Annotated in this window: 21 protein-coding genes; 20 read left to right on the top strand and 1 reads right to left on the bottom strand. The window is 41.4% G+C overall.

What is annotated here, in order from left to right:
• Positions 1-5: 5 nt before the first annotated feature.
• Complete coding sequence (locus tag JV36_RS0114880; protein WP_032094883.1) at positions 6-995, top strand: DNA-directed RNA polymerase subunit alpha; 990 nt, start codon at positions 6-8, stop codon at positions 993-995.
• Between the two features lie 41 nt (positions 996-1,036).
• A complete protein-coding gene (gene rplQ / locus JV36_RS0114875) occupies positions 1,037-1,438 on the top strand; it encodes a 50S ribosomal protein L17 (RefSeq protein ID WP_032094882.1) in 402 nt (133 codons plus the stop codon).
• Positions 1,439-2,077: 639 nt separating this feature from the next.
• Here the strand turns inward: rplQ and JV36_RS0114870 are convergent.
• A complete protein-coding gene (locus tag JV36_RS0114870) occupies positions 2,078-3,145 on the bottom strand; it encodes a GGDEF domain-containing protein (RefSeq protein WP_032094881.1) in 1,068 nt (355 codons plus the stop codon).
• Between the two features lie 219 nt (positions 3,146-3,364).
• Between JV36_RS0114870 and JV36_RS0114865 the strand changes: the two genes are divergently transcribed.
• The 18 genes from JV36_RS0114865 to JV36_RS0114780 all read left to right on the top strand — a co-directional run bounded on the left by JV36_RS0114865 (position 3,365) and on the right by JV36_RS0114780 (position 26,489).
• Entirely contained in the window at positions 3,365-4,729 is a 1,365-nt protein-coding gene (locus JV36_RS0114865) for a flagellin N-terminal helical domain-containing protein (RefSeq protein WP_032094880.1), read from the top strand.
• A gap of 187 nt (positions 4,730-4,916) precedes the next feature.
• Positions 4,917-6,377 (top strand): phosphomannomutase/phosphoglucomutase, encoded by a 1,461-nt coding sequence (locus JV36_RS0114860; protein WP_032094879.1) that lies wholly within the window; start codon positions 4,917-4,919, stop codon positions 6,375-6,377.
• 200 nt (positions 6,378-6,577) lie between these two features.
• On the top strand, positions 6,578-7,984 hold the full coding sequence (locus JV36_RS0114855; protein WP_032094878.1) for a mannose-1-phosphate guanylyltransferase/mannose-6-phosphate isomerase: 1,407 nt from the start codon (positions 6,578-6,580) through the stop codon (positions 7,982-7,984).
• Between the two features lie 150 nt (positions 7,985-8,134).
• Positions 8,135-10,960, top strand: coding sequence for an SLBB domain-containing protein (locus JV36_RS0114850; RefSeq protein ID WP_032094985.1), 2,826 nt, complete (start codon positions 8,135-8,137; stop codon positions 10,958-10,960).
• A gap of 18 nt (positions 10,961-10,978) precedes the next feature.
• Positions 10,979-11,923, top strand: coding sequence for a Wzz/FepE/Etk N-terminal domain-containing protein (locus JV36_RS0114845; protein WP_032094877.1), 945 nt, complete (start codon positions 10,979-10,981; stop codon positions 11,921-11,923).
• Positions 11,923-13,197 carry a Vi polysaccharide biosynthesis UDP-N-acetylglucosamine C-6 dehydrogenase TviB gene (gene tviB, locus JV36_RS0114840; RefSeq protein WP_032094876.1) on the top strand — a complete coding sequence of 425 codons (1,275 nt, stop codon included), beginning with the start codon at positions 11,923-11,925 and terminating at the stop codon, positions 13,195-13,197. The genes JV36_RS0114845 and tviB overlap by 1 nt, the downstream gene beginning before the upstream one ends.
• A 27-nt stretch (positions 13,198-13,224) precedes the next feature.
• Positions 13,225-14,250, top strand: a complete 1,026-nt coding sequence (locus JV36_RS0114835; RefSeq protein WP_032094875.1) for an NAD-dependent epimerase/dehydratase family protein — start codon at positions 13,225-13,227, stop codon at positions 14,248-14,250.
• 1 nt (position 14,251) lies between these two features.
• Complete coding sequence (gene rfbB, locus JV36_RS0114830; protein WP_032094874.1) at positions 14,252-15,316, top strand: dTDP-glucose 4,6-dehydratase; 1,065 nt, start codon at positions 14,252-14,254, stop codon at positions 15,314-15,316.
• Positions 15,316-16,194 (top strand): glucose-1-phosphate thymidylyltransferase RfbA, encoded by an 879-nt coding sequence (gene rfbA, locus JV36_RS0114825; protein WP_032094873.1) that lies wholly within the window; start codon positions 15,316-15,318, stop codon positions 16,192-16,194. The genes rfbB and rfbA overlap by 1 nt, the downstream gene beginning before the upstream one ends.
• On the top strand, positions 16,191-17,267 hold the full coding sequence (locus JV36_RS0114820; protein ID WP_032094872.1) for a DegT/DnrJ/EryC1/StrS aminotransferase family protein: 1,077 nt from the start codon (positions 16,191-16,193) through the stop codon (positions 17,265-17,267). The genes rfbA and JV36_RS0114820 overlap by 4 nt, the downstream gene beginning before the upstream one ends.
• Positions 17,264-17,857: an acyltransferase gene (locus JV36_RS0114815; RefSeq protein ID WP_032094871.1), complete on the top strand. Its 594-nt coding sequence runs from the start codon at positions 17,264-17,266 to the stop codon at positions 17,855-17,857. The genes JV36_RS0114820 and JV36_RS0114815 overlap by 4 nt, the downstream gene beginning before the upstream one ends.
• Entirely contained in the window at positions 17,844-19,340 is a 1,497-nt protein-coding gene (locus JV36_RS0114810) for an oligosaccharide flippase family protein (protein WP_032094870.1), read from the top strand. Before JV36_RS0114815 ends, JV36_RS0114810 begins: the two co-directional genes overlap by 14 nt.
• A gap of 2 nt (positions 19,341-19,342) precedes the next feature.
• On the top strand, positions 19,343-20,239 hold the full coding sequence (locus JV36_RS0114805; RefSeq protein ID WP_032094869.1) for a glycosyltransferase family 2 protein: 897 nt from the start codon (positions 19,343-19,345) through the stop codon (positions 20,237-20,239).
• Entirely contained in the window at positions 20,229-21,365 is a 1,137-nt protein-coding gene (locus tag JV36_RS0114800) for a hypothetical protein (RefSeq protein WP_032094868.1), read from the top strand. The genes JV36_RS0114805 and JV36_RS0114800 overlap by 11 nt, the downstream gene beginning before the upstream one ends.
• Positions 21,366-21,425: 60 nt before the next feature.
• A complete protein-coding gene (locus JV36_RS0114795; RefSeq protein WP_032094867.1) occupies positions 21,426-22,520 on the top strand; it encodes a glycosyltransferase in 1,095 nt (364 codons plus the stop codon).
• On the top strand, positions 22,521-24,443 hold the full coding sequence (gene asnB, locus JV36_RS0114790; protein WP_032094866.1) for an asparagine synthase (glutamine-hydrolyzing): 1,923 nt from the start codon (positions 22,521-22,523) through the stop codon (positions 24,441-24,443).
• The gene (locus JV36_RS0114785) at positions 24,436-25,551 is read left to right on the top strand and encodes a glycosyltransferase family 4 protein (RefSeq protein ID WP_032094865.1); all 1,116 of its coding nucleotides are present in this window, start codon (positions 24,436-24,438) and stop codon (positions 25,549-25,551) included. Before asnB ends, JV36_RS0114785 begins: the two co-directional genes overlap by 8 nt.
• On the top strand, positions 25,551-26,489 hold the full coding sequence (locus JV36_RS0114780; RefSeq protein WP_032094864.1) for an NAD-dependent epimerase/dehydratase family protein: 939 nt from the start codon (positions 25,551-25,553) through the stop codon (positions 26,487-26,489). Before JV36_RS0114785 ends, JV36_RS0114780 begins: the two co-directional genes overlap by 1 nt.
• Positions 26,490-26,494 lie beyond the last annotated feature (5 nt).

Raw genomic sequence — 26,494 nt, 5'->3', positions numbered from 1 at the left:
GAAGCATTGTGGGTTCTGTGACTGAATTCCTAAAACCGAGATTAGTAGAGATCGAAAACGTTTCTCCTACTCGTGCCAAAGTAACTTTGGAACCACTAGAGCGCGGCTTTGGCCACACTCTAGGTAACGCCCTACGTCGTATATTACTGTCATCTATGCCAGGATGTGCAGTTACCGAGGTAGAAATAGATGGCGTTCTTCACGAGTACAGCACCAAAGAAGGTGTACAAGAAGACGTTATCGAAATCTTGCTAAATCTTAAAGGTTTAGCGGTTCGCCTTGAAGGTAAAACTGAGGCAACCCTAACTCTAGTGAAATCTGGCGCTGGCCCTGTTGTTGCTGGTGATATTCAGCATGATGGCGACGTAGAAATTGTTAACCCTGATCACTTAATTTGTACTTTGACAGGCGAAGCTGAAATCAGCATGCGCGTTAAAGTAGAAATGGGTCGCGGTTATGTACCAGCTTCTACCCGTCGCTCCTCTGAAGAAGATGATCGTCCAATTGGTCGTTTGTTAGTTGATGCTTCATACAGCCCAGTAGAACGTATTGCGTACACTGTTGAGTCTGCCCGTGTTGAACAACGCACAGACTTAGACAAACTAATCATCGACATGGAAACTAACGGCACTTTAGATCCTGAAGAAGCGATCCGCCGTTCTGCTACCATTCTTGCTGAACAGCTTGATGCATTCGTAGACTTACGTGATGTTTCTGAGCCGGAAGCGAAAGAAGAGAAGCCGGAATTCGATCCGATTCTACTTCGCCCAGTTGATGACCTAGAGTTAACAGTACGTTCTGCTAACTGCTTAAAAGCAGAAGCTATCCAGTACATTGGTGACCTGGTACAGCGCACTGAGGTTGAGCTACTTAAAACGCCTAACCTTGGTAAGAAATCGCTAACTGAAATCAAAGATGTTCTAGCATCTCGTGGTTTGTCTCTAGGCATGCGCCTAGAAAACTGGCCGCCAGAGAGCATCGCTGAAAAAGATTAATCAGGTTTTTATCAAACTGATTTGTAGAGAAGGATAAAACTATGCGCCATCGTAAGAGTGGTCGTCAGTTGAATCGCAACAGCAGCCATCGTCAAGCTATGTTCAAAAACATGGCCGGTTCTTTGGTCAAGCACGAAGTGATCAAAACTACGTTACCAAAAGCGAAAGAATTACGTCGCGTAATCGAGCCACTAATCACTATGGCTAAAGAAGACAGCGTTGCAAATCGCCGTCTAGCTTTTGCCCGTACAGGTGATAAAGAGGTCGTAGGTAAACTGTTTAACGAGCTTGGTCCTCGTTACGAAGCACGCCCAGGCGGTTACACTCGCATTTTAAAATGTGGTTTCCGTGCTGGCGACAATGCCCCAATGGCATATGTTGAGCTAGTTGACCGTCCAGTTGTTGAAGCTGAAGAAGAAGTAGTAGAAGCAACTGAAGAGTAAATATTACTCGAATAGAAATGGGGTCAGAACGAAAGTTCTGACCCCATTTTTTTTACCCAAAATAAATGGGGTCAGGTCCACATTCTTGTTGAACTAAACACTAAGAGACCTACTAAATAGACAGGCATAAAATTTCACCTTTATTTCCAAATAAGACCTAACAAAACCCGATAGTCACAACAAGCATTCTGTAACAACTTCGAATACTCTTATTGTGACAGGCATAACACTCTTCTTCCTCTTATTGTGACAGGCATAAAACTCTTCCCTCTAATACTCTTATTGTGACAGGCACAATAGCTTTACCCTCTTACTCTTAATGTGACAGGCACAATAGCCTTACCTGCTAGAAGGTTCGCAAAAGGTTATGGGCAGTATTGTGAGAAGGGCATGAAAAACATTAGTTTTTATACGCAGCTGTCGAGCTTTGAATATTGCAATAAGTGACTAAAACAATTATTCGAGATAAAGCAACGCCTGACGGCGTTGTGTTTGGTTGTTTGCAGCATGATTCAACTGAAACTTGACGATGCTCGTCCGCAACAAAAAGAGCCAAGGCTATTGGAAGATGCACCATCCTCAATAGAAGCCACTTGCGCAAGCCATAAACTTGAAGGGCGATAGCAACTGTCCCTGCAGTTAGCTAGCAATACAAACGCGACTTTTCCCATCACGTTTTGCTTGATAAAGGGCTTCATCTGCAGTCTTTATTAAGTCGTCAATAGTTTTCGTTCTACTACACCGTGTAATACCTGCGCTAAACGAAATCGTGATATCGATGGTTGTTAAAGCTTGAACAGCACTTAGAAGGTTGTTTACACAACTGTTTGCCTCAGACACTGACACGTTCTTAAGAAATAAAACAAATTCTTCGCCACCCCAGCGAGCAATAATATCTTCTTCGCGCGTATTTTCTCTTAGTGCTTGGGTAAATATTTTTAATACTTTATCACCCATGTTATGACCATAAATATCATTGATGTGTTTAAAGTCGTCCAAATCCAAAATAACTATGCAATGCTTGTCAGCATCGTTTGCTGCCAGTAGGGTGTTAGCTAAAAAGATGAATTTTGATCGGTTGTATGCACCGGTTAAATAGTCGGTTTCAGATAATCGTTTCGACTCCTGATGTTCAGCCCTTAATTGTTTAAAAGTCGTTTGGCGAGTACCTTCATAAAACCGAAACAAGAGTATTTGAACAATAGCCGCTTCTATGACGTTAAGAAGCGCGCCTTTCGATAGCGTAATGGGAACGCCACTTTCTAATTGGGTATAAACGAGGTAAATACACACACATAATGTAATAGAGGAAAGGAGAGTGCCGCCGGTGCGGCCAAGTAAGAAAAATGTAAAAGGTAAAATAATGGTTGCCCACACTAGCGAATAAGCACGACCTTCAACACTTATTAAATACATCAGCATGACAGTGGTTATCGATAGCGAAATGAGCCATGCGGTTAGCTTAATATTGCCTGTTTTTCTAAACGCTAAATACCCTGTGAGTGAAAGTACAAATCCTATACCGTCTATGAGTGCAAGTTGAATGGCATTAAACGCAAAAATATTAATTAACGATAGAAGTGGAAAAAGTAAACACGCTAGTAACAGCGTGTGCTGTATAAGTCTTACACGCCAATAGTCTTCACTGAATTGGGTATAAGGAAACTCCTTATACCACCATGCCAAGCCATACGTCTTAAGGTTCATAGTCGCGAATGTTCACCGTTTAGTTCTAGATTAAATTTGTATGAATTCACAATCTGACGATAGCAACATAACACGGGCTTGATAATCAGAAATCAATGGAATCAGCCCAACATTTCCATCATAACTGGCTTGTACTTTGCATCCGTGAAATTTCAATGACGTCAGCATAAAAATTTACTCGCTACATTAGCGCACTGTCAACATTTAACAAGGAAGCACATGTTATCAGTATCAGGCAAGTATCAATCTTTAGCGTTATCGACCTTTAGAAGCAACGCGGTGGCCACATCTCTAGAGCGCTTAAGTTCCGGGCTGCGTATAAACAGCGCTGCTGATGATAGCGCTGGCCTCCAAATCTCTAATCGGCTGACGTCAGAGCGAAACGCCTATACGCAGCTGAATCGAAACCTGAATGACGGTATAAGCTATGCACAAGTTGCAGAAGGTGGACTGCAGGAATCTGCCGCTATACTGCAGCGAATGCGGCAACTATCCATCCAATCTCAAAACGGTATTAATAGTAAAAGCGATAGAGCAGCACTGGATAAAGAATTCCAAGCGCTTAAGTTAGAACTCAATGCTATCGCGTATGGAACCGAAGTATTCAACCGACTCCCCTTAGTAGGTGATGCCAATCTGTTAAGCGATAATGTGCCCTCACTAGGCGACAGATTCGCTCAGGGTGTAACGCAATCTCTTCCTAGCGGCCTGCAATCCATAGCTTTCATACCAGCCGGTTCGAGTAATGTTCAGGTGAATATAAACGACAACGGCGCAAACGATGATATACAAGTATTTACAACCAGCGGTAAACACCTTGCCGGTACGCCTATTACTAATGCAACGTGGAGTGCTGGTTCTAATAATATTTCTAACGTAGCCGATGTTGAATCTCGCTTCTTTTTGACCTCAAACGGTTACAATTCAGATGCGAGCTATGATGATAGTGAATTACTTACTAGTGGTAGTGCTACGATTGATGGAAACGCAATTTCATTTAGCGGCGATCAAAATGGCGCAACACCGTCTAACCTAAATGAGTTTTTAACTATTTCAAGCAACTCACAACCACTCATCATTTCAGTAATCGGTAGTGGAGTTTTTAATGTTACCGCTACATGGGATTCACTAGGCAATGAGGATGAAAGAGCGTTTAGTTTAGGGCCAGTGGATATTACTGCCACGAATAAGCTCGGTAAGGGTACTGAGTACATAGAAGTAACAAAAACACCGGCTACGCTGGAAGACTTAAGTTTAGAGAGCACTTCTATCAACAGTGAACAGAATGCTGAAGCCGCCCTTAATCAAATTGATGCCGCACTGAACACCGTGAGTGAAAGTCGTGCTTTTTACGGCGCAAAACTCAATCAAATGACATCAGCATTAAACGTAAACGCCATTGCTAATGAAAATATCAACGCTGCACGTTCACGAATTACCGATACCGATTTTGCAGCAGAGACAGCCTCACTTACACAAAGTCAAATTGTCGAACAAGCGAGTATTAGCGTGCGAGCACAGGCCCAGTCGAGCGAAAATCAAGTATTAGGCCTACTAAACGGCATTGCAGAACAAACAGCATAAATGGGGTCAGAACAACATTCTTGTTCCACTAACCACTCAGTATGCGTTCTTTCTCTATCTTCAACAAAAGCAGATAAAAGAATACGCATAGTAATATTACTCGCTAGATGATTTAATATATGCCCTTGCGACGCTGCATTTATAGAACAATTTTCCTCACCCCCATCAAAGGATTAGAGACTCAGCAATGGCCAACCCAATTACCTGTTTTAAAGCCTACGACATTCGTGGCGAACTAAACTCACAATTAACCGAAGAAGTGGCTTACCGCATAGGTTATGCCTTCGCGGAAGAGCTAGATGCCAAAACTGTTGTAGTAGGTAGTGATGTTCGTCAAACTTCTACTCCACTTAAGCTGGCATTAACCGCCGGGCTTATAGATGCTGGCGCCAAGGTTACTGATATTGGTATGGCTGGTACAGAAGAAATTTACTTTGCCACAAAGCATCTTGGTGTAGATGGTGGTATTGAAGTAACCGCAAGTCACAACCCCATCAACTATAACGGCATGAAGCTTGTGAAGGCAGGCTCTATTCCTATTAGCGGCGATACCGGCCTCAATGCGATTAAAGAGCGTGCAGAAGAGCTAAGCGATAAGTTTGTCAATGGCAGACTTAATCATTACGTTAATGGTCAGGCTATAGATGCTGATGCGTTTTTTAATGGTAAAGCGCATATTCAAAAAGATTTGCTATCAAGCACGGGCCAATATGATGAAAGCTCTTGTATGGATGATTACGTAGAACACATGCTTTCCTACGTAAACCTAGAAAACTTTACGCCTTTAAAGGTGGTAGTGAATGCCGGTAACGGCTCTGCAGGCCCTGCTTTGGATGCTATCGAAAAAGCGATGCTTACTAACAACGTCCCTATCGAATTCATAAAGGTGCATCACAATGCAGACGGCACCTTCCCTAATGGCATTCCTAATCCACTGCTACCGGAAAACCGCGCTGACACTGCCGATGCAGTAAAAGCGTCAGGTGCCGACTTTGGTATTGCATGGGATGGCGACTTCGACCGTTGTTTCTTATTCGATGCCGACGGTGAATTTATTGAAGGCTATTACATTGTAGGGTTACTTGCCGAAGCCTTTATCGAAAAAAACACCGACAGCAAAATTATCTACGACCCGCGCGTTTATTGGAACACCGAAGACATCGTTGCTAACGCTGGCGGTACGCCCATAAAATCTAAAACTGGGCATGCGTTTATCAAAGAGCGTATGCGCAAAGAGGATGCAGTATACGGCGGTGAAATGAGCGCCCACCACTACTTTCGAGACTTTGCCTATTGCGATTCAGGCATGATCCCTTGGTTACTTATTGCTGAGCTTGTGTGCGTGAAAAAACAAACTCTCGCAAGCATGGTAAAAGAGCGTATAAAAGCATTTCCATCGTCGGGTGAAATTAACAGTAAACTAAAAGACGCTGATGCAGCGCTAGAGCGAGTTACCAATAAATATCAACCTGAAGCAAGTGTGATTGATACTACCGATGGCCTGGGGCTTGAGTTTGGAAATTGGCGCTTTAATTTACGTAAGTCGAACACCGAGCCGGTAATTCGCTTAAATGTAGAAAGTAAGGGTGATATTCCTCTGATGGAAGAAAAAACTAAAGAGGTGCTCGCGCTTATTCGTGCTGAGTAAATAAAAATGGGGTCAGAACTTTCGTTCTAACCCCATTTTTATCATTTTTGAATTAGCGATGGGGTCAGAGCGCAAAGCTGTTTCCCCATTTTTTTGCTTTTGTATTTGCCATTTCATAGCAATACAAATATTTGTATACTAGCTTATCAGCATCATATTTCAGGACGTGGTAATTAACGCCACTCACCAAGGATATTACAATGAAACCAGTAGTATTAGCTGGCGGCTCAGGTAGCCGTTTATGGCCAAAGTCGCGAGCAGCACTTCCAAAGCAATTCCTATCGCTTACCTCCGACAGCACCATGCTGCAAGACACTATTACTCGCTTAAAAGGCACTAAAGCCCAAAGCCCTATTTTCATTTGTAATGATGCGCACCGCTTTTTGGTTGCAGAACAGCTTCGCCAAAAAGATATCCATCATGGTGGCATATTGCTTGAGCCAGTTGGCCGCAACACTGCACCAGCCATTGCGTTAGCGGCGCTTCACGCCACAATGAACGGTGAAGATCCAGTGCTACTAGTGTTAGCAGCCGACCATTTAATTCAAGATAACCAAGCTTTTCACAACTCGATAGAAAAAGCAGAAAAGCTGGCAGAAGAAGGCAAGCTAGTTACCTTTGGTATAGTGCCTGATCAGCCTCATACAGGTTACGGCTACATTAAAGCGGGCAGCGAACTCGGCGAAGGGTTTGAAGTAGCAGAATTCGTTGAAAAGCCTGAGCTTGCAACTGCTAAAGAATACGTAGATTCAGGTAGTTATTTTTGGAATAGCGGCATGTTTATGTTTAAGGCCAGCCGCTACTTGGAAGAGCTAGCTAAATATAACGCTGAAATGCTGGATGTATGTAAGCGTGCCATTGATACTAAAACACCTGATTTAGACTTTATCCGAGTAGACCACGATATCTTTGCTACTTGCCCAGATGATTCTATCGATTACACCGTGATGGAAAAAACCGACAGCGCAGCCATGGTGCCACTAGACGCAGGCTGGAGCGATGTAGGCAGTTGGACATCCCTATGGGATACCGCTGAGAAGGATGAGAACGGCAACGTTTCCGTAGGCGACACCATTTTAGAAAATACCAAAAATAGCTACGTGAATTCAGAAGGGCGTCTAGTTTCTGTTATAGGCCTTGAAGATGTAATAGTAGTAGAAACCAAAGACGCTGTAATGGTTGCTCATAAAGATGACGCGCAAAGCATTAAAACCGTTGTTAATCATTTAAAAGCAGAAAAGCGCCCAGAATTTGAGTTTCATCGCGAAGTATTCCGTCCATGGGGAAGCTACGATTCTATTGATAACGGCGACCGCTTCCAAGTTAAGCGCATAACCGTTAAGCCGGGCGAAAAGTTATCAGTTCAAATGCATCACCACCGCGCAGAGCACTGGATTGTAGTATCGGGCAGTGCCAATGTAACTATTGATGAAAAGACTACTTTGGTTACAGAGAACCAATCTGTTTATATTCCGATTGGTGCGGTTCATGCCTTAGAAAACCCGGGTAAAATACCGCTAGAGCTGATTGAAGTTCAGTCAGGTGCTTATCTTGGCGAAGACGATATTGTTAGGTTTTCTGATAGGTATGGGCGCGTTGCAAAGTAATTAGTTTAAATGTGATCCGCTTCCAGAAAATTAATACTTTGGTATTGGAATTTTTAAATTGAAACATGTAGAATCCGCGCCCTGTGCGCAGTTATCTGGAATCTATTAGTGGCACAATCACGCATAATTAAGGGAATCGATGTGAAGAAAATGTGTTTAATCATTGCATCATTAGTATCAATGACAATGGCCTCGCAACTCTCCGCCGCCACCCCCACCGCAGAACAAATCGAGATGTTTAGCAAGTTACCGAAGGCTCAGCAGGAGTCTTTGGCACGGCAATACGGTGTCGATTTAAGTGCAATCACTCAGGGCAACAGTGGAAGCACTGCAGAACCATCTCCCACACTGAATGAATTAGTTGGGCAGCGTAATTCTGCAAACAGCTCGCAGCAGCGCTCACAAAACTCAACCTCTTCAGAGCCCTCTGAAGACATCAATGAAAACTTGATGTCTTCGCCAAACGAGCAGAGCGAAAAAGCGGAAGACGAACCTACTTATACCGACTTTTCACTAAAAGATAGCGATAACAAACTTAAGCCATTTGGCTATGAGCTATTCGCCGGCGAACCCAGTACGTTTGCCCCTGTTTCCGATGTGCCTGTACCAAGTGAATACGTACTAGGCCCCGGCGACACTCTGCGCGTACAAATATATGGGAAAGAATCACAAGATTACTCGTTAACCGTAAATCGCCAAGGCGACATTGAAATACCTAAATTAGGCCCCTACTCAGTGGTAGGCCAAACTTTTGCGAAGGTTCGAGAAGAACTAAGTGCAGAAATAAGCAATCGCATAATTGGTGTTCGCAGTAATGTCACCATGGGCGAGCTGCGCTCTATTAGAGTGTTTGTACTAGGCGAAGCGTACAAGCCTGCATCTTATACCATCAGTTCGTTATCTACTGTTACTCAAGCACTATTTGCTGCCGGCGGTATTAACGAAATAGGTTCGTTACGAAACATTGAAGTTAAACGTAACGGAAAGACGGTTGCAGCATTAGACTTATACGATTTACTACTGAAAGGCGACACCAGTGGCGACGTTAGCCTAATGGCAGGTGATGTGGTGTTTATTCCTACCAAGGGTAGCAGCGTGTCGGTTAAAGGTGCCGTACCAAGACCAGCCATATATGAATTAGATTCAGAACAAACCGTTCGAGATGCCATTAAACTGGCGGGCGGATTATTACCCAACGCCTATAGCAATATTGTGAGATTACAACGGATTACTAAACAGGGCCTACGTGAAGTAGTTAATGTTAACCTTACTAAGGCATCTCAAAACTCAATTCAAAATGGCGATGTTATTGAAGTAAGTTCATCCTTAGATGCACTTGAAAACAGCGTAACACTAGCAGGCCATGTGGCGAGACCGGGTGTATACGGCTGGCGCGATGGTATGCGTTTAAATGATGTGCTTCGCAATATCCACGACTTCAAAGCGCAGCCCGATTTAAACTATATTCTTGTTACTCGCGAAGACCCCCTAACGGGTGCTATCACAGCACTAGATGTGAATTATAGCGACTACCTTAAAGACAACGATAAGTCTGCAAACATAGCGCTTACACCTAAAGACACTATTTATGTGTTTAATCGCGAACCAGAAAGAGCAACCAGCATAGCGCCTGTTATATCACAGCTTAAAAAGCAAACTAACCTGGCCGAACCACCAAGCGTGGTATCTGTGTTTGGTGCGGTAAGAAACCCTGGTCAGTATCCGTTGAGTGAGCAAGCAACAGCTAGTAATGCGCTTCGTGCCGCTATGGGCTACACCCAAGAAGCCGAGCTTAACTTTGTTTTGTTAGCGCGTTTAAATGCCGACACGTTTAAAACTGAGCTGAAGTACATCAATTTAAATGAAGCAACAACCGATGCACTTCAACCTCTAGATCGCCTTTATGTATTCACAAAAGACGAACCTAGAGATGAATTAATAAGCGAGCTGATAGAAGAACTCGGTCTGCAATCTACAAAAGGGTTTACACAGCAATTAGTAACCGTAAGCGGTGATGTAAGATTTCCAGGCGTATATCCTTACGTTGAGGGTATGACAAAACAAATGTTAGTCGATTTAGCCGGCGGCCTAAATGAATCTAGCTATATGCTTGATGCGGAATTAACACGTTTTGAGACTAATGGAACTTCTAATGCAGCTCTAATGCATCAAACCGTGTCGTTAGATGAAAAGCTTATTCTAAAGCCTCTCGACACGTTACTAATAAAACGTATTCCAGAATGGCGCGAGCGCAGAACTATTAAGCTTGCTGGAGAAGTAAAATTTCCAGGCACTTATGTATTGCAAGAGGGCGAGACCCTGTCATCTGTAATTCACCGTGCTGGAGGGTTAACGGAACTTGCTTATGCTAGTGGTGCAATTTTTACTCGTGAAGCATTGAAAGTGCGTGAACAGGAGCAAATAGACCGTCTATCCAAAGAGCTAGAATCTGAAATTGCGTCCTTGAGTATAGACAAAAGCGATGATGTGCAGCAGGTAAGTGCTTCAGAGGCAGAGAGATTAAAAGATAGATTAAAAACGACAAGCGCCGTGGGAAGGTTAGTAATAGATTTACCGGCTTTGTTGGCAGGCAATGAGAAATTTGATCTTTCTTTAAATCAAGGTGACGCGCTTTACATTCCAAAAATTTCACAATCGGTAACTGTATTAGGCGAAGTACAATACCCCACCTCTCACATATACGACCCTAGTGTTGACGTAAGCGATTACATATCTCGGTCTGGTGGCCTAAAAATTAGAGCAGACGATGACCGCGTTTACGTTGTAAGAGCAAACGGTTCTGTTTATAAGCCTAGTGCGTTCAATTGGTATTCCTTAGAAAGCAGATTAGCCCCTGGGGATACTATAGTAGTTCCTTTAGATACTGAATATCGCGACACTCTCAGTTTGTGGAGCACGGCGACGGGTATTCTTTATAACTCTGCCATTGCGGTAGCGGCTATTAATGGTTTGTAGGATAGGAAGTTAAAGAATATGACTGGCGATTCGTTAAAAAAAACGAGAGAAGGTGAAGGCGATATAGATATAACAGAGCTATTTATGTCTGTATGGAGGGGGAAATGGCTCGTTATAGTAGCTTCAGTCATCGCAGGTTTCGTAGGCATGCTTTATTCTCTTGGATTACCAAACGAATACAAAAGCGAAGTTTTATTAGCACCTGCTGAAGATGCCAATGGTGGTGGCTTAAGTGCATTAGCCGGACAACTCGGAGGATTAGCTTCTTTGGCGGGTGTTAACTTGTCTGAGGGAAAAAGCGACAAGATCACTATCGCTCTCGAATTGCTCAGAAGTAAGGCGTTCATTGGAGAGTTTGTTCAAAGTGAGAACCTCAAACCTGAAATTATTGCTGTTCAAGGTTGGAATAGCGGTTCTAATAAATTGAGCTTCGATTCAGATATATATGATAAAGATGCTGAACGATGGGTGAGGAAAGTAAATTTTCCCTACCTTCCAGAACCCAGTACACAAGAAGTTCACAAGAAGTTCGTTGAAGAATTGCTGAGCATAAGCAAGGACAAGGAAACAGGTTTTGTGAGGGTTTCTATTACTCATTATTCGCCCTACGTTGCACATCAAATCGTTAAAGATCTTATCGAAGCGCTTAACGCCAAAATGCGTCAATTAGACATTTTGGAAGCAGAAAGAAGTATAGAATATTTAACCAGCACATTAGAAGAAACCAACGTTGCAGATATGCAGCAGGTATTTTATCAATTAATAGAGAAGCAACAGCAAACTAAAATGTTGGCAAATGTTCGTGATGAATATGTTTTTAAGGTCATAGATCCTGCTGTTGTTCCGGAAAAAAAGTCAGGTCCTAAAAGAGCGTTAATTTGCTTACTATTGGTTACTTCAGCGTTTTTAGTTTCATGTTTAGTCTTGATAGTCAGAGATCAAGTAAAGAAGAGTAGAAAATAATGGAAATATCGAATACGAAAATCGCCGTCTTAGGCTTGGGTTATGTTGGTTTACCTCTAGCTGTAGAGTTCAGCAAAAAATTCGATGTAGTTGGTTTTGATATAAACCAATTACGAGTCAAAGAACTCTCTTCTGGCTCAGACTCAACTCTCGAAGTTAGTGAGTCTGAATTAGCTGAAGCGATATCGTTAAGCTACTCTAGCGATGAATTAACTCTTTCATCCTGTAATGTTTTTATTGTTACCGTGCCAACACCGATTGATAGATACAAGCAGCCTGACCTAACACCACTAATTAAAGTTAGTGAAATGCTCGGCTCAGTAATAAAAAAAGGCGATACCATAATCTATGAGTCTACGGTATATCCGGGGGCCACTGAGGAAGATTGCATTCCTGTGGTTGAGCGTGTTTCTGGGCTAAAATATAACGAAGATTTCTTCGCTGGATATTCACCTGAGAGAATAAATCCCGGTGACAAAGAGCACAGGGTAACTAACATCCTCAAGGTAACGTCGGGGTCTACCCCAGAAGTGGCTGACTTTGTCGACGCATTGTACAAGTCAATTATTACCGCTGGAACGCATAAAGCTTCTTCAATACGCGTTGCTGAAGCCGCAAAAGTCATCGAAAACACGCAACGTGATGTGAATATTGCACTTATCAATGAGCTTTCCATTATTTTCAATAAACTAGGAATAGATACGCTAGAAGTGCTAGAGGCAGCAGGAACCAAATGGAATTTTTTACCATTTAGACCTGGTTTAGTTGGTGGGCATTGTATAGGGGTCGACCCCTACTACCTTACCCATAAGGCTCAAGCTGAAGGTTACCACCCAGATATGATTTTGGCTGGTCGGCGTATAAATGATGGTATGGGGGCATACGTTGTTTCACAGCTTGTTAAACAGATGATGAAAAAGCGTATTCAGATTGATGGTGCGAAGGTACTGATAATGGGCTTAACATTTAAAGAAAACTGCCCAGACCTAAGAAACACTAAAGTTATTGATATTGTGAACGAACTAAGAGAGTACAACATCACGGTCGATATCGTAGATCCTTGGTGTTCAAGTGAAGAAGCACAACATGAATACGGTGTGTCGACAATGAAAAGTGCCGAACAAGGCCAATATGACGGGATTGTTTTGGCTGTAGGGCATCAAGAATTTAAAGATTTAGGTGCAGATTCTATCCGTAAACTAGGTAAAGCATCACATGTTTTGTACGACTTAAAATACGTGCTTGATAAATCATCTGTTGATATGCGTCTCTAGTCGAATAAAATCTAAGGAAATATTGTAGTGTCTGAATTTCAAAAACTTTGTAAGCAACTCGAATCTTCACCGAGAAAATGGCTAGTGACTGGTGTTGCTGGTTTTATTGGGTCAAATCTTCTTGAAACGTTACTTAAAATGGGTCAAACGGTAGTTGGTCTTGATAATTTTGCTACTGGACATCAGCGGAACCTCGATGAGGTGAAGGCTTCTGTGACCGAGGCGCAATGGGAGAACTTTAATTTTATCAACGGTGATATAAGAGAGTATAATACGTGCCAACAGGCTGTTGATGATGTCAATTATGTTTTGCACCAAGCTGCGCTCGGTTCTGTGCCGCGCTCCATCGCTGACCCAATTACTTCAAATGCTGCGAATATTACTGGTTTTTTAAATATGTTACAGGCTTCTAAAGAGGCAAATGTAGAGAGCTTCACTTACGCAGCCAGCAGCTCGACATATGGTGACCACCCCGCGTTACCAAAAGTAGAGGAAAATATTGGTAATCCGTTATCTCCTTATGCTGTTACAAAATATGTAAATGAGCTTTATGCCAGTGTGTTTGCTCGTACTTATGGTTTCAAATCTATCGGGCTTCGTTATTTCAATGTCTTTGGTAAACGACAAGATCCCAACGGTGCGTATGCTGCGGTTATTCCAAAGTGGACCGCTGCAATGATTGAAGGCGATGATGTTTTCGTAAATGGTGATGGTGAGACGTCGAGAGATTTTTGTTTTATTGAAAACACTGTTCAGATGAATATATTGGCGGCGTGTGCCGATGAAAGCGCAAAAGACAAAGTGTACAACGTTGCAGTTGGTGACAGAACAACTCTTAACGATCTATACAAGTCTATTGCTTCTTCGTTACAGAGCAACGGAATAGATGTTGCTAATCAACCAGTATACCGCGACTTTAGAGCTGGAGATGTAAGACATTCTCAAGCGGATATCAGTAAAGCAAAGCAAAACCTTGGATATGATCCCAAATTTAATATAGGCGCGGGTATTGACAAAGCAATGCCTTGGTATATCGCGTTCATGGGAAAATAGTATGAAGATTCTGGTTACAGGTGGTGCTGGTTTTATTGGCTCTGCCGTTATAAGGCATATAGTTCAAAATACCAAGGACGAAGTAGTAAACCTTGATAAGCTTACCTACGCAGGTAACCGAGAGTCGCTTCCGGGTTGTGAGAAGTCGCCAAGATACAAATTTGAACATGTCGATATTTGTGATTCAAATGAACTTGCAAGAGTATATGAAACGCATCAACCTGATATCGTTATGCATTTAGCTGCTGAATCGCACGTAGACCGCTCGATTGACGGGCCTGGTGAGTTTATGAAGACCAATATTATTGGGACTTATAATTTGCTAGAGGCTTCTCGAACGTATTGGCAAAGTTTGAGTGGTTCGAAAAAAGAAAGTTTTAGGTTTCATCATATTTCGACCGATGAGGTATATGGCGATCTTGAAACCCCTGAAGAGTTGTTTACTGAGGTTACACCTTATGCGCCTAGTTCACCATATTCAGCTTCAAAGGCGTCTAGCGACCATCTAGTTCGGGCATGGAAACGAACTTATGGTCTACCAACGTTAGTGACAAACTGTTCCAATAACTATGGCCCATATCACTTCCCTGAAAAATTGATTCCTCACGTTATTCTAAATGCTATCGAAGGGAAACAGCTTCCTGTGTATGGTAACGGTGAGCAGGTACGTGACTGGTTGTACGTAGAGGATCACGCAAGAGCTCTCTACCTTGTGGCCAAAGAAGGGATAATAGGTGAGACATACAACATAGGCGGGCACAACGAAAAAGCTAACATTGATGTGGTAAAGAAGATATGCAAACTTTTGGAAGAGTTAGTACCACAGAAGCCAGAGGGTATTGTTAATTACCAGGACCTAATTACATTTGTAGCAGACCGGCCGGGTCACGATTTACGCTATGCGATAGACGCCTCAAAAATTCATCGTGAGTTAGGCTGGGTTCCGGAAGAAACTTTTGAGACAGGTCTACGCAAAACGGTCGAGTGGTTTTTAGAAAACCGAACTTGGTGGCAGAGAGTTTTAGATGGAAGTTACAACTTAGTTCGGATGGGTGGAAACGAATAATGAAAGGGATCATTCTAGCTGGCGGTTCGGGGACTCGTCTTTACCCAATTACCATGGGTGTATCTAAGCAACTTTTGCCTATATATGACAAGCCTATGATCTACTATCCACTTTCAGTACTAATGCTTGCGGGGATCAGGGAAGTGATGATCATAACGACGCCGCAAGATGCCGGGTCGTTTAAACGCTTACTTGGCGATGGCAGTGCTTTCGGTATTGAGCTTTCCTACGAAAGTCAGCCGTCGCCTGATGGCTTGGCACAAGCGTTTATTATCGGAGAAGAATTTATCGCTGATGATGATGTATGCTTGGTTTTAGGCGATAACATATTCTATGGGCAAGGGTTTTCTCCTAAGCTGAAGCACGCGTTGGTAAATGCAGCTAGTGGTAATGGCGCTACGGTATTTGGATATCAGGTAAAGGATCCAGAAAGATTTGGTGTTGTTGAGTTCGATGACAATCAAAAAGTAATCTCAATCGAAGAAAAACCACTAGCTCCAAAGTCAAATTATGCAGTCACAGGTTTGTATTTTTACGATAACTCTGTTGTGAAAAAAGCTAAGCAGGTACAACCCTCCTCAAGGGGGGAATTAGAGATTACATGCCTAAATGAAATGTATCTTGATGAGAGTATGTTGAATGTAGAGATGTTGGGGCGTGGCTTCGCTTGGCTAGACACTGGTACGCACGAAAGCCTGCTTGAAGCTGCTCAGTTTGTAGAGACTGTTGAAAAGCGGCAAGGCTTCAAAATAGCGTGTTTGGAAGAGATTGCTTATAACAATGGATGGATATCTAAAGCTGCTGTTGAGCAAGTCGCGGAGTTGATGAAGAAAAACTCTTATGGTCAATATTTAAAAGAAATTGTAAGTCATTCATGAAGGTATTACTCAATAAACCTTTCAGCCCATGTCTTAAAACGCTTCAAGGGCATCTTGAGCGCGTTAATAGTTCTGGCTGGTATACGAATTTTGGCCCTCTACACGAGGAGTTGACAGCAAAACTAGAAAGCTACCTTGGCGTCTCTAATCTTTTACTTGTATCTAATGGAACGTTAGCTATTCAGGTTGCAGCCAAAGTGTTAGGTGTTAAAAAAGCAGTAACCACGCCGTTCAGTTTCGCAGCAACATCAACTTCTCTACTATGGCAGGGAGTCGATGTCTCTTATTCTGACATCGACGCGGAATCATTGAATATCTGCCCTACTTCTCTTGAAGCAACAATTGCGCAAGGCGGAAACTTTGACGGCATTGTAGCAACCCATGTATATGGGAATCCCTGCGACGTTCGTAAATTATCATCGATAGGTAAATCTACCAATACAAAAGTAATTTACGATGCTGCGCATGCATTTGGCATAAAGTGTTTGGAGCGTTCAGTCTTATCCTACGGTGATGCAAGTACACTGAGCTTCCATGCCACTAAACTTTTTCACACCGTTGAAGGAGGCGCAATCATTTTTCGTGATAGCGCCGACTACTTAAAAGCTAAAGAGTTGATTAATTTTGGTATTAAGAGTAACGGTGAGCTTACTGACGCAGGAATAAACGCTAAGCTAAATGAATACCAGTGTGCTGTCGGCCTAACCGTTTTTGAAAAGATTGAGCAAATCGTAGAGCATAGGAGCCACTTATTTTCTCTCTACATGAAAGCACTTGGTAATTTCGTGGGAATGCCTTCTTGGCACTCTAAAAGCAATTATAATGGGGCATATATGCCTATCTTATTGAAAGATAGCGCTGAGAAGGAAAAGGTAAAACAGACCTTAATAAAGAATGGGATCCAATGCCGCGATTATTTTTCCCCATCATTGAATACTATTTATAAACCTGATGTAGAGATGCCTATATCTGAATCTATTTCTAAACGCGTTCTTTGTTTACCACTTCATTTTTATTTAACTGAAGCAGAGGTTACCTACGTCTGTGACACCATTAAAGTATCTTTATCATGAGTATTTATTCTGAAAAGGAGCTTCGGGAACTAGGTTTCGCTAAGTTAGGTGAAAATATACGAATTTCGAAAAAGGCGAGCTTCTACGGTATTGAACGAATCTCGATTGGTAGCAATGTTAGGATTGATGATTTCTGCGTTCTCTCTGCCGGAAAAGGTGGAATAGAGATAGGTAGCTATATTCATATCGCAGTGTACACCTCTCTTATAGGTGGAGGGAAAATAGCGCTTAGTGATTTCTGCAACATATCATCAAGAGTTTCGATATATTCTAGTAACGATGACTATTCAGGCGAGTTTATGACAAACCCAATGGTGCCTGAAGAATATACCAATGTGACAACAGACTCGGTTGTGGTGGGAAAGCATACCATTATAGGCTCAGGCAGTATTGTGCTTCCGGGCGTAGTTTTAGGTGAGGGAGTAGCGATAGGCGCGTTGAGTTTAGTTAGTAAAAGCTGCGAGGCTTATAGTATATACGCTGGTAATCCTCTGAAATTAATTAAGGTTAGAAAAAAGCAACTTATTGATTTAGAAGTAAAGCTACACCACTCTCAAAATGATTTGACGGACTCCAATGCCAAGCAGTAATTCTCTGAAAAAAAATGTTGTTGCGAACTATACGTCACAAATTTATTCAACATTAGTTTCTATTTTATTTTTCCCTCTCTACTTAAAATATCTTGGTGCCGAATCTTATGGCTTAATCGGCTTTTTTGCGATGATGCAAGTGTGGTTCGCGCTCTTGGATTTTGGTCTATCGCCATTAATAAGCAGAGAAACAACCCGTTACAAGAGTGGAGCGTTGAAGCAAAGTGAATATTACAGCCTGCTGAAATCACTTGCTTTTGTGTTTTTTATAATTGGTTTGATTGGCTATCTCTCAATTTACCTTCTTTCGGCTTTCATATCGCGCGATTGGTTTGAGTTGGAATTACTTAGTACGGAAGTAGTTTCCAACTCAATTCAGATAATGGGAGGTGTTGTAGTTTTTCGTTGGCTGTCTGGATTACTGCGGGGAATACTGATCGGCAATGAAAAATTTGTTTCGCTAGCCCTAGTAAATATAACTTTTAACTCTTTAAGATTTATCGGAGTATTCGGTTCATTTGGGTTCTTCGGCTTTAAAATAGAGGTATTCTTTTTTCATCAATTGGTCGTCGGCTTTTTGGAGTTAATTTGCCTAGCATTTTGCAATAAGAAACTAATCCCTAATAAACCGAAAAACGCTACCTTACTAAAGATTGATTTCAGTCCACTAAAACTGCGGTTGGGCTTTTCACTGTCAGTTGCATTTACCTCTTCGGTATGGGTTTTTGTTACGCAGACAGATAAATTGATTTTGTCTGGAATGCTTGAGTTGGCAGAGTATGGGTTTTTCTCACTAGCAGTGATGGTTGCCAATGCTATTATAATTCTTAATTCTCCTATTACTGCTGCAGTCCTACCGAGGCTTACTAGTTATCACGCCAGAGGTTTGAACGCCGAGTTGACTCAGCTGTATACCCAAACGACAAAAATAACTGCGCTTGTCTCCGGAACTGCAGCGCTTTCTTTAGCTGTCTTTCCTGAAGAGATACTTTTTGCTTGGACAGGCGACCAAGAAGTTGTAAAAAACACGAGCGAAATTATGAGTATTTACGCGATTGGCAATTTCTTTTTGATATTTTCTTCGTTTGCGAGCCTTCTACAAACGGCAATAGGAAACTTGAAGCTTCATCTGATAGGGAGTGGACTCCTATTAACGATAGGAGTGCCAAGTATACTTTTATCAGCAGTTTACTTTGGTGCTTTAGGGGCTGCTTGGGCTTGGTTAGTAGTAAATTTTTTCTATTTAACGGGCTACGTAACATTTACCCATTATAGGTTATTGAAAAAAATAACTTATAGCTGGATGTTTAGAGTTATTGTCTATTCTGTTGTGCCCTTGTTGGTGCTAATCACTTCATCAATGCTTTTCAATAACATTGACTCTAGGTTTTACAACTTTCTCTTAATATCAATATCGGCGTTAGCCGCGTTATTATTTAATTTCGTTTTTCTCAAAAAAGTTGATAGGTTGATACAGGACTAAACATGCAGTTTTCAATAATTACTCCCTGCTACAAAAGTGGTCGCACTTTGATGAATGCATACAAAAGTCTTCTACAATCATCTGTAAAAGATTTTGAGTGGATTTTGGTTGACGATTGTTCGCCTGATGGTGGAGAAACCGTAAAGCTCATAAAAGAGATTCAGAACCAAGCTCCTTTTACTGTAAAATCAGTATTTCTCACGGAAAACTACTTCTGCTCGAAAAGCGTCTATCAAGGTTCATTAATAGCAGAGGGAGATTTTGTTTGTATTTTAGATCAAGACGACGAGCTGACACCTAATGCTCTTAGTGGAGTGTCAAATATCATAAAAAATTTCTCTATACTGGAAAATCCCAGTATTGCCGGTGTTTGTGGACGATGTGTAGATGAAAAAGGAAAATTAATAGGTAAAAAATTTTCGGAAGAGGCTTTCAAAGCCAATGAGGGTGATATTCGTTTTAAACTCAAAGAGTATTGTGAGCTACTCCAGTTTACAAAAACGCAGTTGATTCGAGAACATTTTGTACATATGAAGCCAGGCTTTACTAACGGTTTTTTGTGGGCGCGAATATCTGAAAGTTATGACTATATATTCAGTAATTTAGTAGTTCGAGTGTACGATACCTATAACCCTGAATCTTACAGTAATAATAAAAGTATGATTTTGAGTTATCCAAAAAATAAAGCGTTTAATTTAAAAGGAATAGTTAACTCTTATGCTAAATACGCTATCTATAATATTCCATATACTCTGCGAAAGCTCTCTAGTATGAACCGATACAACTATATTGCTCGCCAAAAAATGACGACTAGTGATTTTGACGGAGTCTTATTAAAGGTACTGTTCTTGATTAGCAAACCTGTTGGCTTAATCAAAGGCTTTTTAGATGAAAGGTAATATATCGAAAGACCTTTTATTCAGTCTTTCTTTTATTTTTCTTTCTCTCACTTCAGTCTATTTTTTCTCATTACAGATTGCTAGTTTGTTTGGTCTGTTGTTAGCTACGTTTTGTTTATTTATTTTCAACAAACGTCCTTATGTAGAAGACTTTACTGTAATCCTTATTTACGTTGGTTTATTTATAGTAACTGCGCTTTTTAGTGCCTTTTTCGTTCTTGACGCTGATTGGAAAAGGCTATTGGCATTCCTTTTACTTATATTGTCTGCTGGTGTCGCGTCCTCTTTAGTTACGCAGGTCAATGTCGGAAGAGTTATTTTTATATTTTTATGTTGCCACATAACATTTTTTTACATTCAGTTTGTTGCATATTTTTTCTTCAGTATCCACATTGATTACCTAGGGGCAATTGGGCTCGAATCACGCAATTTCGGCGGTACTTTTAAACTCCCAATTATCAATAAAATGATGAGAGCATCCGGTTTGTTCAATGAACCAGGTACCTATGTTACGTTTGTAGCGCCTGCTGTTGCGTTATCAATGCGATACCTTACAAGTAAACTAAGAAAAAAGATCGCATATCTAGCATTACTTAGTCTAGCTCTCACGCTTAGTACCTTCGGGGCAATTTTTGCAGTGATTATTTTGGCAATTACACCAGTCAAAATTAAGGTTAAAGCTCTACTTGCCCTTGTTTTTGGTGTTTTTTCGCTTCCATATTTATATTGGCGTTTTTTTGTGAGTAGTTCTTTTGGCTCCTCGCACGGGATGAGCTTCAGAGAGGAATTCATACGAGCGACGATTGAAAACGCTTCAAGTGTGAGTGGATTCTTTCACGGAGTTGGAGGGTTTAGCTCTACACCATTTAACTTCAGTTCGAGCGGAGCTGTCAATGACTCAGGGCTTTTCTTTACGCTCATTTATTACATGGGGCTTTTTCCATCTCTTCTATTTGTATTCTCAATATCTCTAATCGCTATCTATAAAGGTCGAGCATCGATTTCGTTAGTTTTAATCCTATTGCTATCTAAAATTAACTTTTTTGCTTTGATAATGCCATTCTATCTTGTCTTTGCTCTTTGCAATTCTAAAAAAAGATTGCCTCGCACTGACATAGATGAGTAGTTCTATTTTTCTAAACCATTCAATATATTAAATATTTACACATAATTAGGAATTTCGTAAGTGATTATCGTTCATATATTTAGTGCGCTACATCAAGGTGGTGCTGAGAATCAATTCGAGCAAATTGTTGCCGATAATGCTAATAGTGAATGTACACATTTAGTTGTATCTATGAAGAAAGAGCGAAGTAAACTATCTGATCGATTGGAGAAAAAAGGACTGCCTGTTTATTTCTTTGATTTTACAGGGGTATCATTCATTCATGCTCTAATTGAGCTTCGTAGGTTACTAAAATCTCTCATGGAAGAGGACAAAGTCGTAATCCAATGCTGGATGTATCACGCAAATGCAGCAGGTTGGATTCTATCGTTATTAACTTCAGTTCCTCTAATCTGGTCTATTCGTAGAACCGAGATTCCTAAGGGCGTTACTGGTGCTTTAGCCAGGATTTCGGCGATAATGGGGCATTTTGGCAGCTTCCCAATTGTCAGCAACTCTCATGCTGGTAAAGAATCCCATCAGCGCATATTTTATCCATCACGAATTAGGGTTATTGGGAATGGATTTTCGATAGATAAATTGTCCAGCGAGCGACCTTCAAAATTGGACTCTTTTAATTTTGTCCATATTGGCAGATATGCACCTATTAAAGGGCAGCAGAATTTTGCGATTTCAGCGATAAAACTTCTTGAAAAGTTATCGGAAGATGAAAGAAAATGCATTACCTTTACTTTTATAGGTAGAGATGTTGAAGCTGCTTTGAGTAAGACCATTACCGCTACAGATTTTAAAAATCATTTTAACTTTTTGGGAGAGGTTGAATCGCCAAGGAGGACTTTATATAAATACTCTTGTTACGTTTTATCATCACTCAGCGAGGGCTCCCCTAACAGCCTAGTCGAGGCTATGTTAGAGGCTTTACCTTGCATCGCTAGCGATGTAGGCGACGCTCGCCGTATCCTAAACAACGACGCTATGCTTTATAAACCTAATGATTCTGATAGATTAGCAGACTTAATGGAAGCAATGTTAAAAACGCCGTCGCCCAAACTTGTTGAGATGGGCGAGGCGAATCGAAAGCGCGCAATGGAATGGTTTGGCGTAGAAAGAGTTCGAGCCGAATATGAAAAGTTATACGAAGAGGTAGCCAAATAGATGTGTGGTTTTGCTGGGCTGTATTCACCGTTTAAACAAAATATGGTGACAGAAGAGAGTGTAACGGAGATGATTGCTCCTATTTATCGTCGTGGTCCAGATGATTTTGGTACTTGGTGTGATCCGCAAAACGGAATTGGTCTAGGTCACCGTCGTCTTTCAATCATAGATATCTCGCATGCAGGTCATCAGCCCATGAGGTCGCATGATGAGAGATATCATATTGCTTTCAACGGTGAAATTTATAATTTTTCAGAGTTAAAAGAAGATATAGAGAAGTTAAGAATAGTCGACTGGAAAGGGCACTCTGATACCGAAATTCTATTGGAGTACATAGCCAGTTTCGGTATTCAAGAAACCTTGAGTAAAGCGGTAGGTATGTTTGCTTTTGCATTGTGGGATGGGCAAAAAAGAACGTTGACATTGGCTAGAGATAGGGTTGGCGAAAAGCCACTTTATTATTTTTCTAACGAAGAATCTCTTCTTTTCGGGTCAGAATTAAGTTGTATTGAAGCGGTAGCTAAAGAGTCACTTGAAATTGACCGCCATGCGCTTTCTCAACTAGTTCGTCAGGGTTATATATGTGCGCCGAGTTCAATTTATAAACAAGTGTCTAAGGTGATGCCCGGTGAGTTTATTACTTTTAATAGTGAATTGACCAAAGATAGTAAGTGTTATTGGAGTGTTGCAGGTGTTTTAAAGCAGCCTGAATTATCTTTCGAAGACGATGAACAAGCAGTAAACGAGCTAGAGAAACTTTTTAATCAGAGTTTAAGTGGTCAGATGCTGGCTGATGTCCCATTGGGAGCATTCTTATCTGGAGGGGTCGATTCATCAAGCGTTGTTGCGCTAATGCAGTCTAAAGCCAACGCTCCTGTCAAAACTTTTTCTATCGGTTTTAAGGATCCTCGATACGATGAGGCTAAGTACGCTAGAGAGGTGGCTGAGCATTTAGGAACGGAGCATCATGAATTGTATATCGATGAGAATGATCTCTTAAACGTCGTCAATGATATTCCCAATGTATTCTCTGAACCCTTTGCGGATTCAAGTCAGCTGCCCATGTTTTTGGTCAGTAAGCTCGCTAAACAGCATGTAACTGTATGCTTGTCTGGCGATGGGGGAGATGAGCTATTTTGGGGATACAGCCGTTATCAACAAACGTTAAATGCATGGAAACGCATAACGGGTCTATCGGAGTTCAATAAATCAGCAATTAAGTTACTAGCTAAATGCTTGCCGATACACGCCCTTAATATGATTGGTGACGTGAAAAGCAAAGGGTCTATGTTAGGCGATAAAGTACATAAAGCTCTAACACTACTCGACCATAAAGAGTTTATGAATTTCTACAGAGACTTCTTAATGTCTAGCTATCGCGATGTTGGAAGTCTAGTCATTGGTGAAGACGATGGGTTTTCACAATTGAGCATCAGCGATTCAGAATGTGATTACGATAGTTTAAATGAACTTATGTCAACAGTCGATATGACCACCTATCTCCCCGATGACATACTTTGCAAAGTAGATAGGTGTGCGATGGGGCATTCTCTCGAAGGAAGAATTCCCTTGCTTGACCACAGGATTATCGAATTCGCATTACGTTTACCAAGTAGTTATAAGGCGCGAGATAAAGCTAAATGGTTATTGCGCCAGGTATTATTTAAGCATGTGCCCCCAGCTCTTATTGAACGACCTAAAAAAGGATTTTCTGTGCCTTTAGATGTATGGCTTCGTGGTCCATTGAAAGAGTGGGCCGAGTCACTGTTATCTAGCGATAAAATAGAGAAGCAAGGGTTCTTAAACACTATGACTCTTAAGAGGTTATGGCGTGAGCATCAAGCAGGTGTTAGAAACTGGTCAGCAGTTTTATGGAACATTTTGATGTTTCAGCAGTGGCTGGAGTCAAGAGAAGGTGACTAAGCTTTTATTTGTAGTAAACGTTGACTGGTTTTTTATCTCTCATCGATTACCAATTGCTCTTAGTGCAATGAAAAAGGGATACGAGGTTCACTTAGCTTGTGCGGATACTGGGAAATGCGATGCACTAGAAGGCTTAGGTATTCGTGTACACAGAATAAAAATGTCGCGCTCAGGAACTCATTTATTATCAGAAATAAAGTCGTTGTGGTCGATTTTTTCGGTAGTCAGGAAGGTCAAACCTGATATTCTCCATGGGGTTACTATAAAGCCAGTCGTTTACAGTTCCTTAGTTAGCAGAATTTGCGGTGTAAAGAAGCGTGTATTTTCTATCTCAGGGCTTGGCTACGTTTTCATCGATGAAAGTCCAAAAGCAAAGGTACTTCGTCAAATTATATCCAGGCTTTATAAGTTTGGATTAAATAACGATAATTCAACCGTTATATTTCAAAATTCAACAGATAGGCAAACTTTTATTGACCTAAAAATTGTGCAACCCTCCTCGGCACGTCTAATCAGGGGGTCGGGTGTAGACCTTTCTGAGTACCGCTATTCACCAGTTGAAGCAGATAAGCCTTCGGTGATGTTTCTGGCGCGCTTATTAAAAGATAAGGGAGTTATAGAGTTTTGTGAGGCGGTAAAGTCGCTGAAGAATGCGCACCCCAGTGTGGATTTTGTGTTAGTTGGTGACTTAGATCCTGAGAATCCAAACTCAATGAGTATCGAAGAGCTTACTAGCTATGTAAGTGAAGGTGTCGTCAGACATATCGGTTACAGAAAGGACATACCCCAGGTAATCTCTTCTTCTACCATTATGGTTTTGCCGTCTTATCGTGAAGGTTTGCCGAAAAGTTTAATTGAAGCAGCAGCCTGTGGACGAGCTGTTGTGACAACAGATGTTCCAGGGTGTAGGGACGCAATAGAGCCTGACGTTACAGGAGTTCTCGTTCCAGCAAGAAATATTTCAGAGTTGGCCTCTGCTATCGAGTATTTACTTCTGAATCCGGAAAAAACATCGGAAATGGGCAGGCAGGGCAGAAGATTAGCAGAAACTACGTTTTCTATTGATGATGTAATTACTGCACATTTCAAAATATACGAGAATAATTAATGAATTTGCTAGTAACCGGTTACTCTGGTTTTGTTGGCCAGCATTTAGTTGAGCAGCTAAAAAATACAGAGCATGAATTGATTTTGCTGGGTAGAAAGAAGCCTAGCAATAATACACAAGTTCAGTTTCATAATTTCTCTCTTGGCGACACTTCTCCCGAATTAGAAATGGCATCAATAATTGATGTAGTAATACACTGTGCTGCAAGAGCACATATTATGAAAGATGAAGTCGAAGATCCAATTGCTGAGTATAGGCGGGTTAATGTATCAGGCACTTTAGCGTTAGCTAAACTAGCCAAAGATAATGGTGCTAAAAGGTTCATATACATTAGTTCAGTTAAAGCGTTAGGCGAAAGCACCGAGGACGGACAAAAGTTGTCCCACAATTCTGCGTATAACGCTGAAGATCCTTACGGTCAATCGAAAGCTGAAGCGGAGGCTGCCTTAATAAGCTACTGTGAAACCGTTGGAATGGAATACGTCATAATAAGGCCTCCGCTTATTTATGGCAAAGGTGTTAAAGCTAACTTTGCTTCGTTGTACAAGTTTATAGGGCGTGGATTCCCACTTCCACTCGCAGGAATTAAGAATAATCGCAGGTCAATTGTTGCCATTGAAAACTTAGTTCATTTGATCACGTGTTGTATAACTCATCCAAACGCGAGCAACCAATGCTTTATGGTTTCTGACGGCGAAGATTTATCAACTGCTAAGTTAGTAAAGTTGATGGCACGAGCGCAGGGGAAGAGAGGGATGGGCTTGTATGTCCCACAATGGTGCTTTAGCTTGTTGGGTAAAATTACGGGAAAGCAAGATGTGGTGTTGCGGCTTACAGGAAGTTTGCAGGTTGATATTTCCCATACAAAGAGTGTTTTGAACTGGAACCCGGTGATTAGTTCAGAAAACGCGTTAAAAAACATGAATAGGATTGTTTAGTACAT

The organism is Alteromonas sp. LOR, from assembly GCF_000753865.1.
GTDB lineage: Bacteria > Pseudomonadota > Gammaproteobacteria > Enterobacterales > Alteromonadaceae > Alteromonas.
Note: the sequence above shows the minus strand (reverse complement) of the source record. Positions and strands in the feature narration are given on the sequence as shown.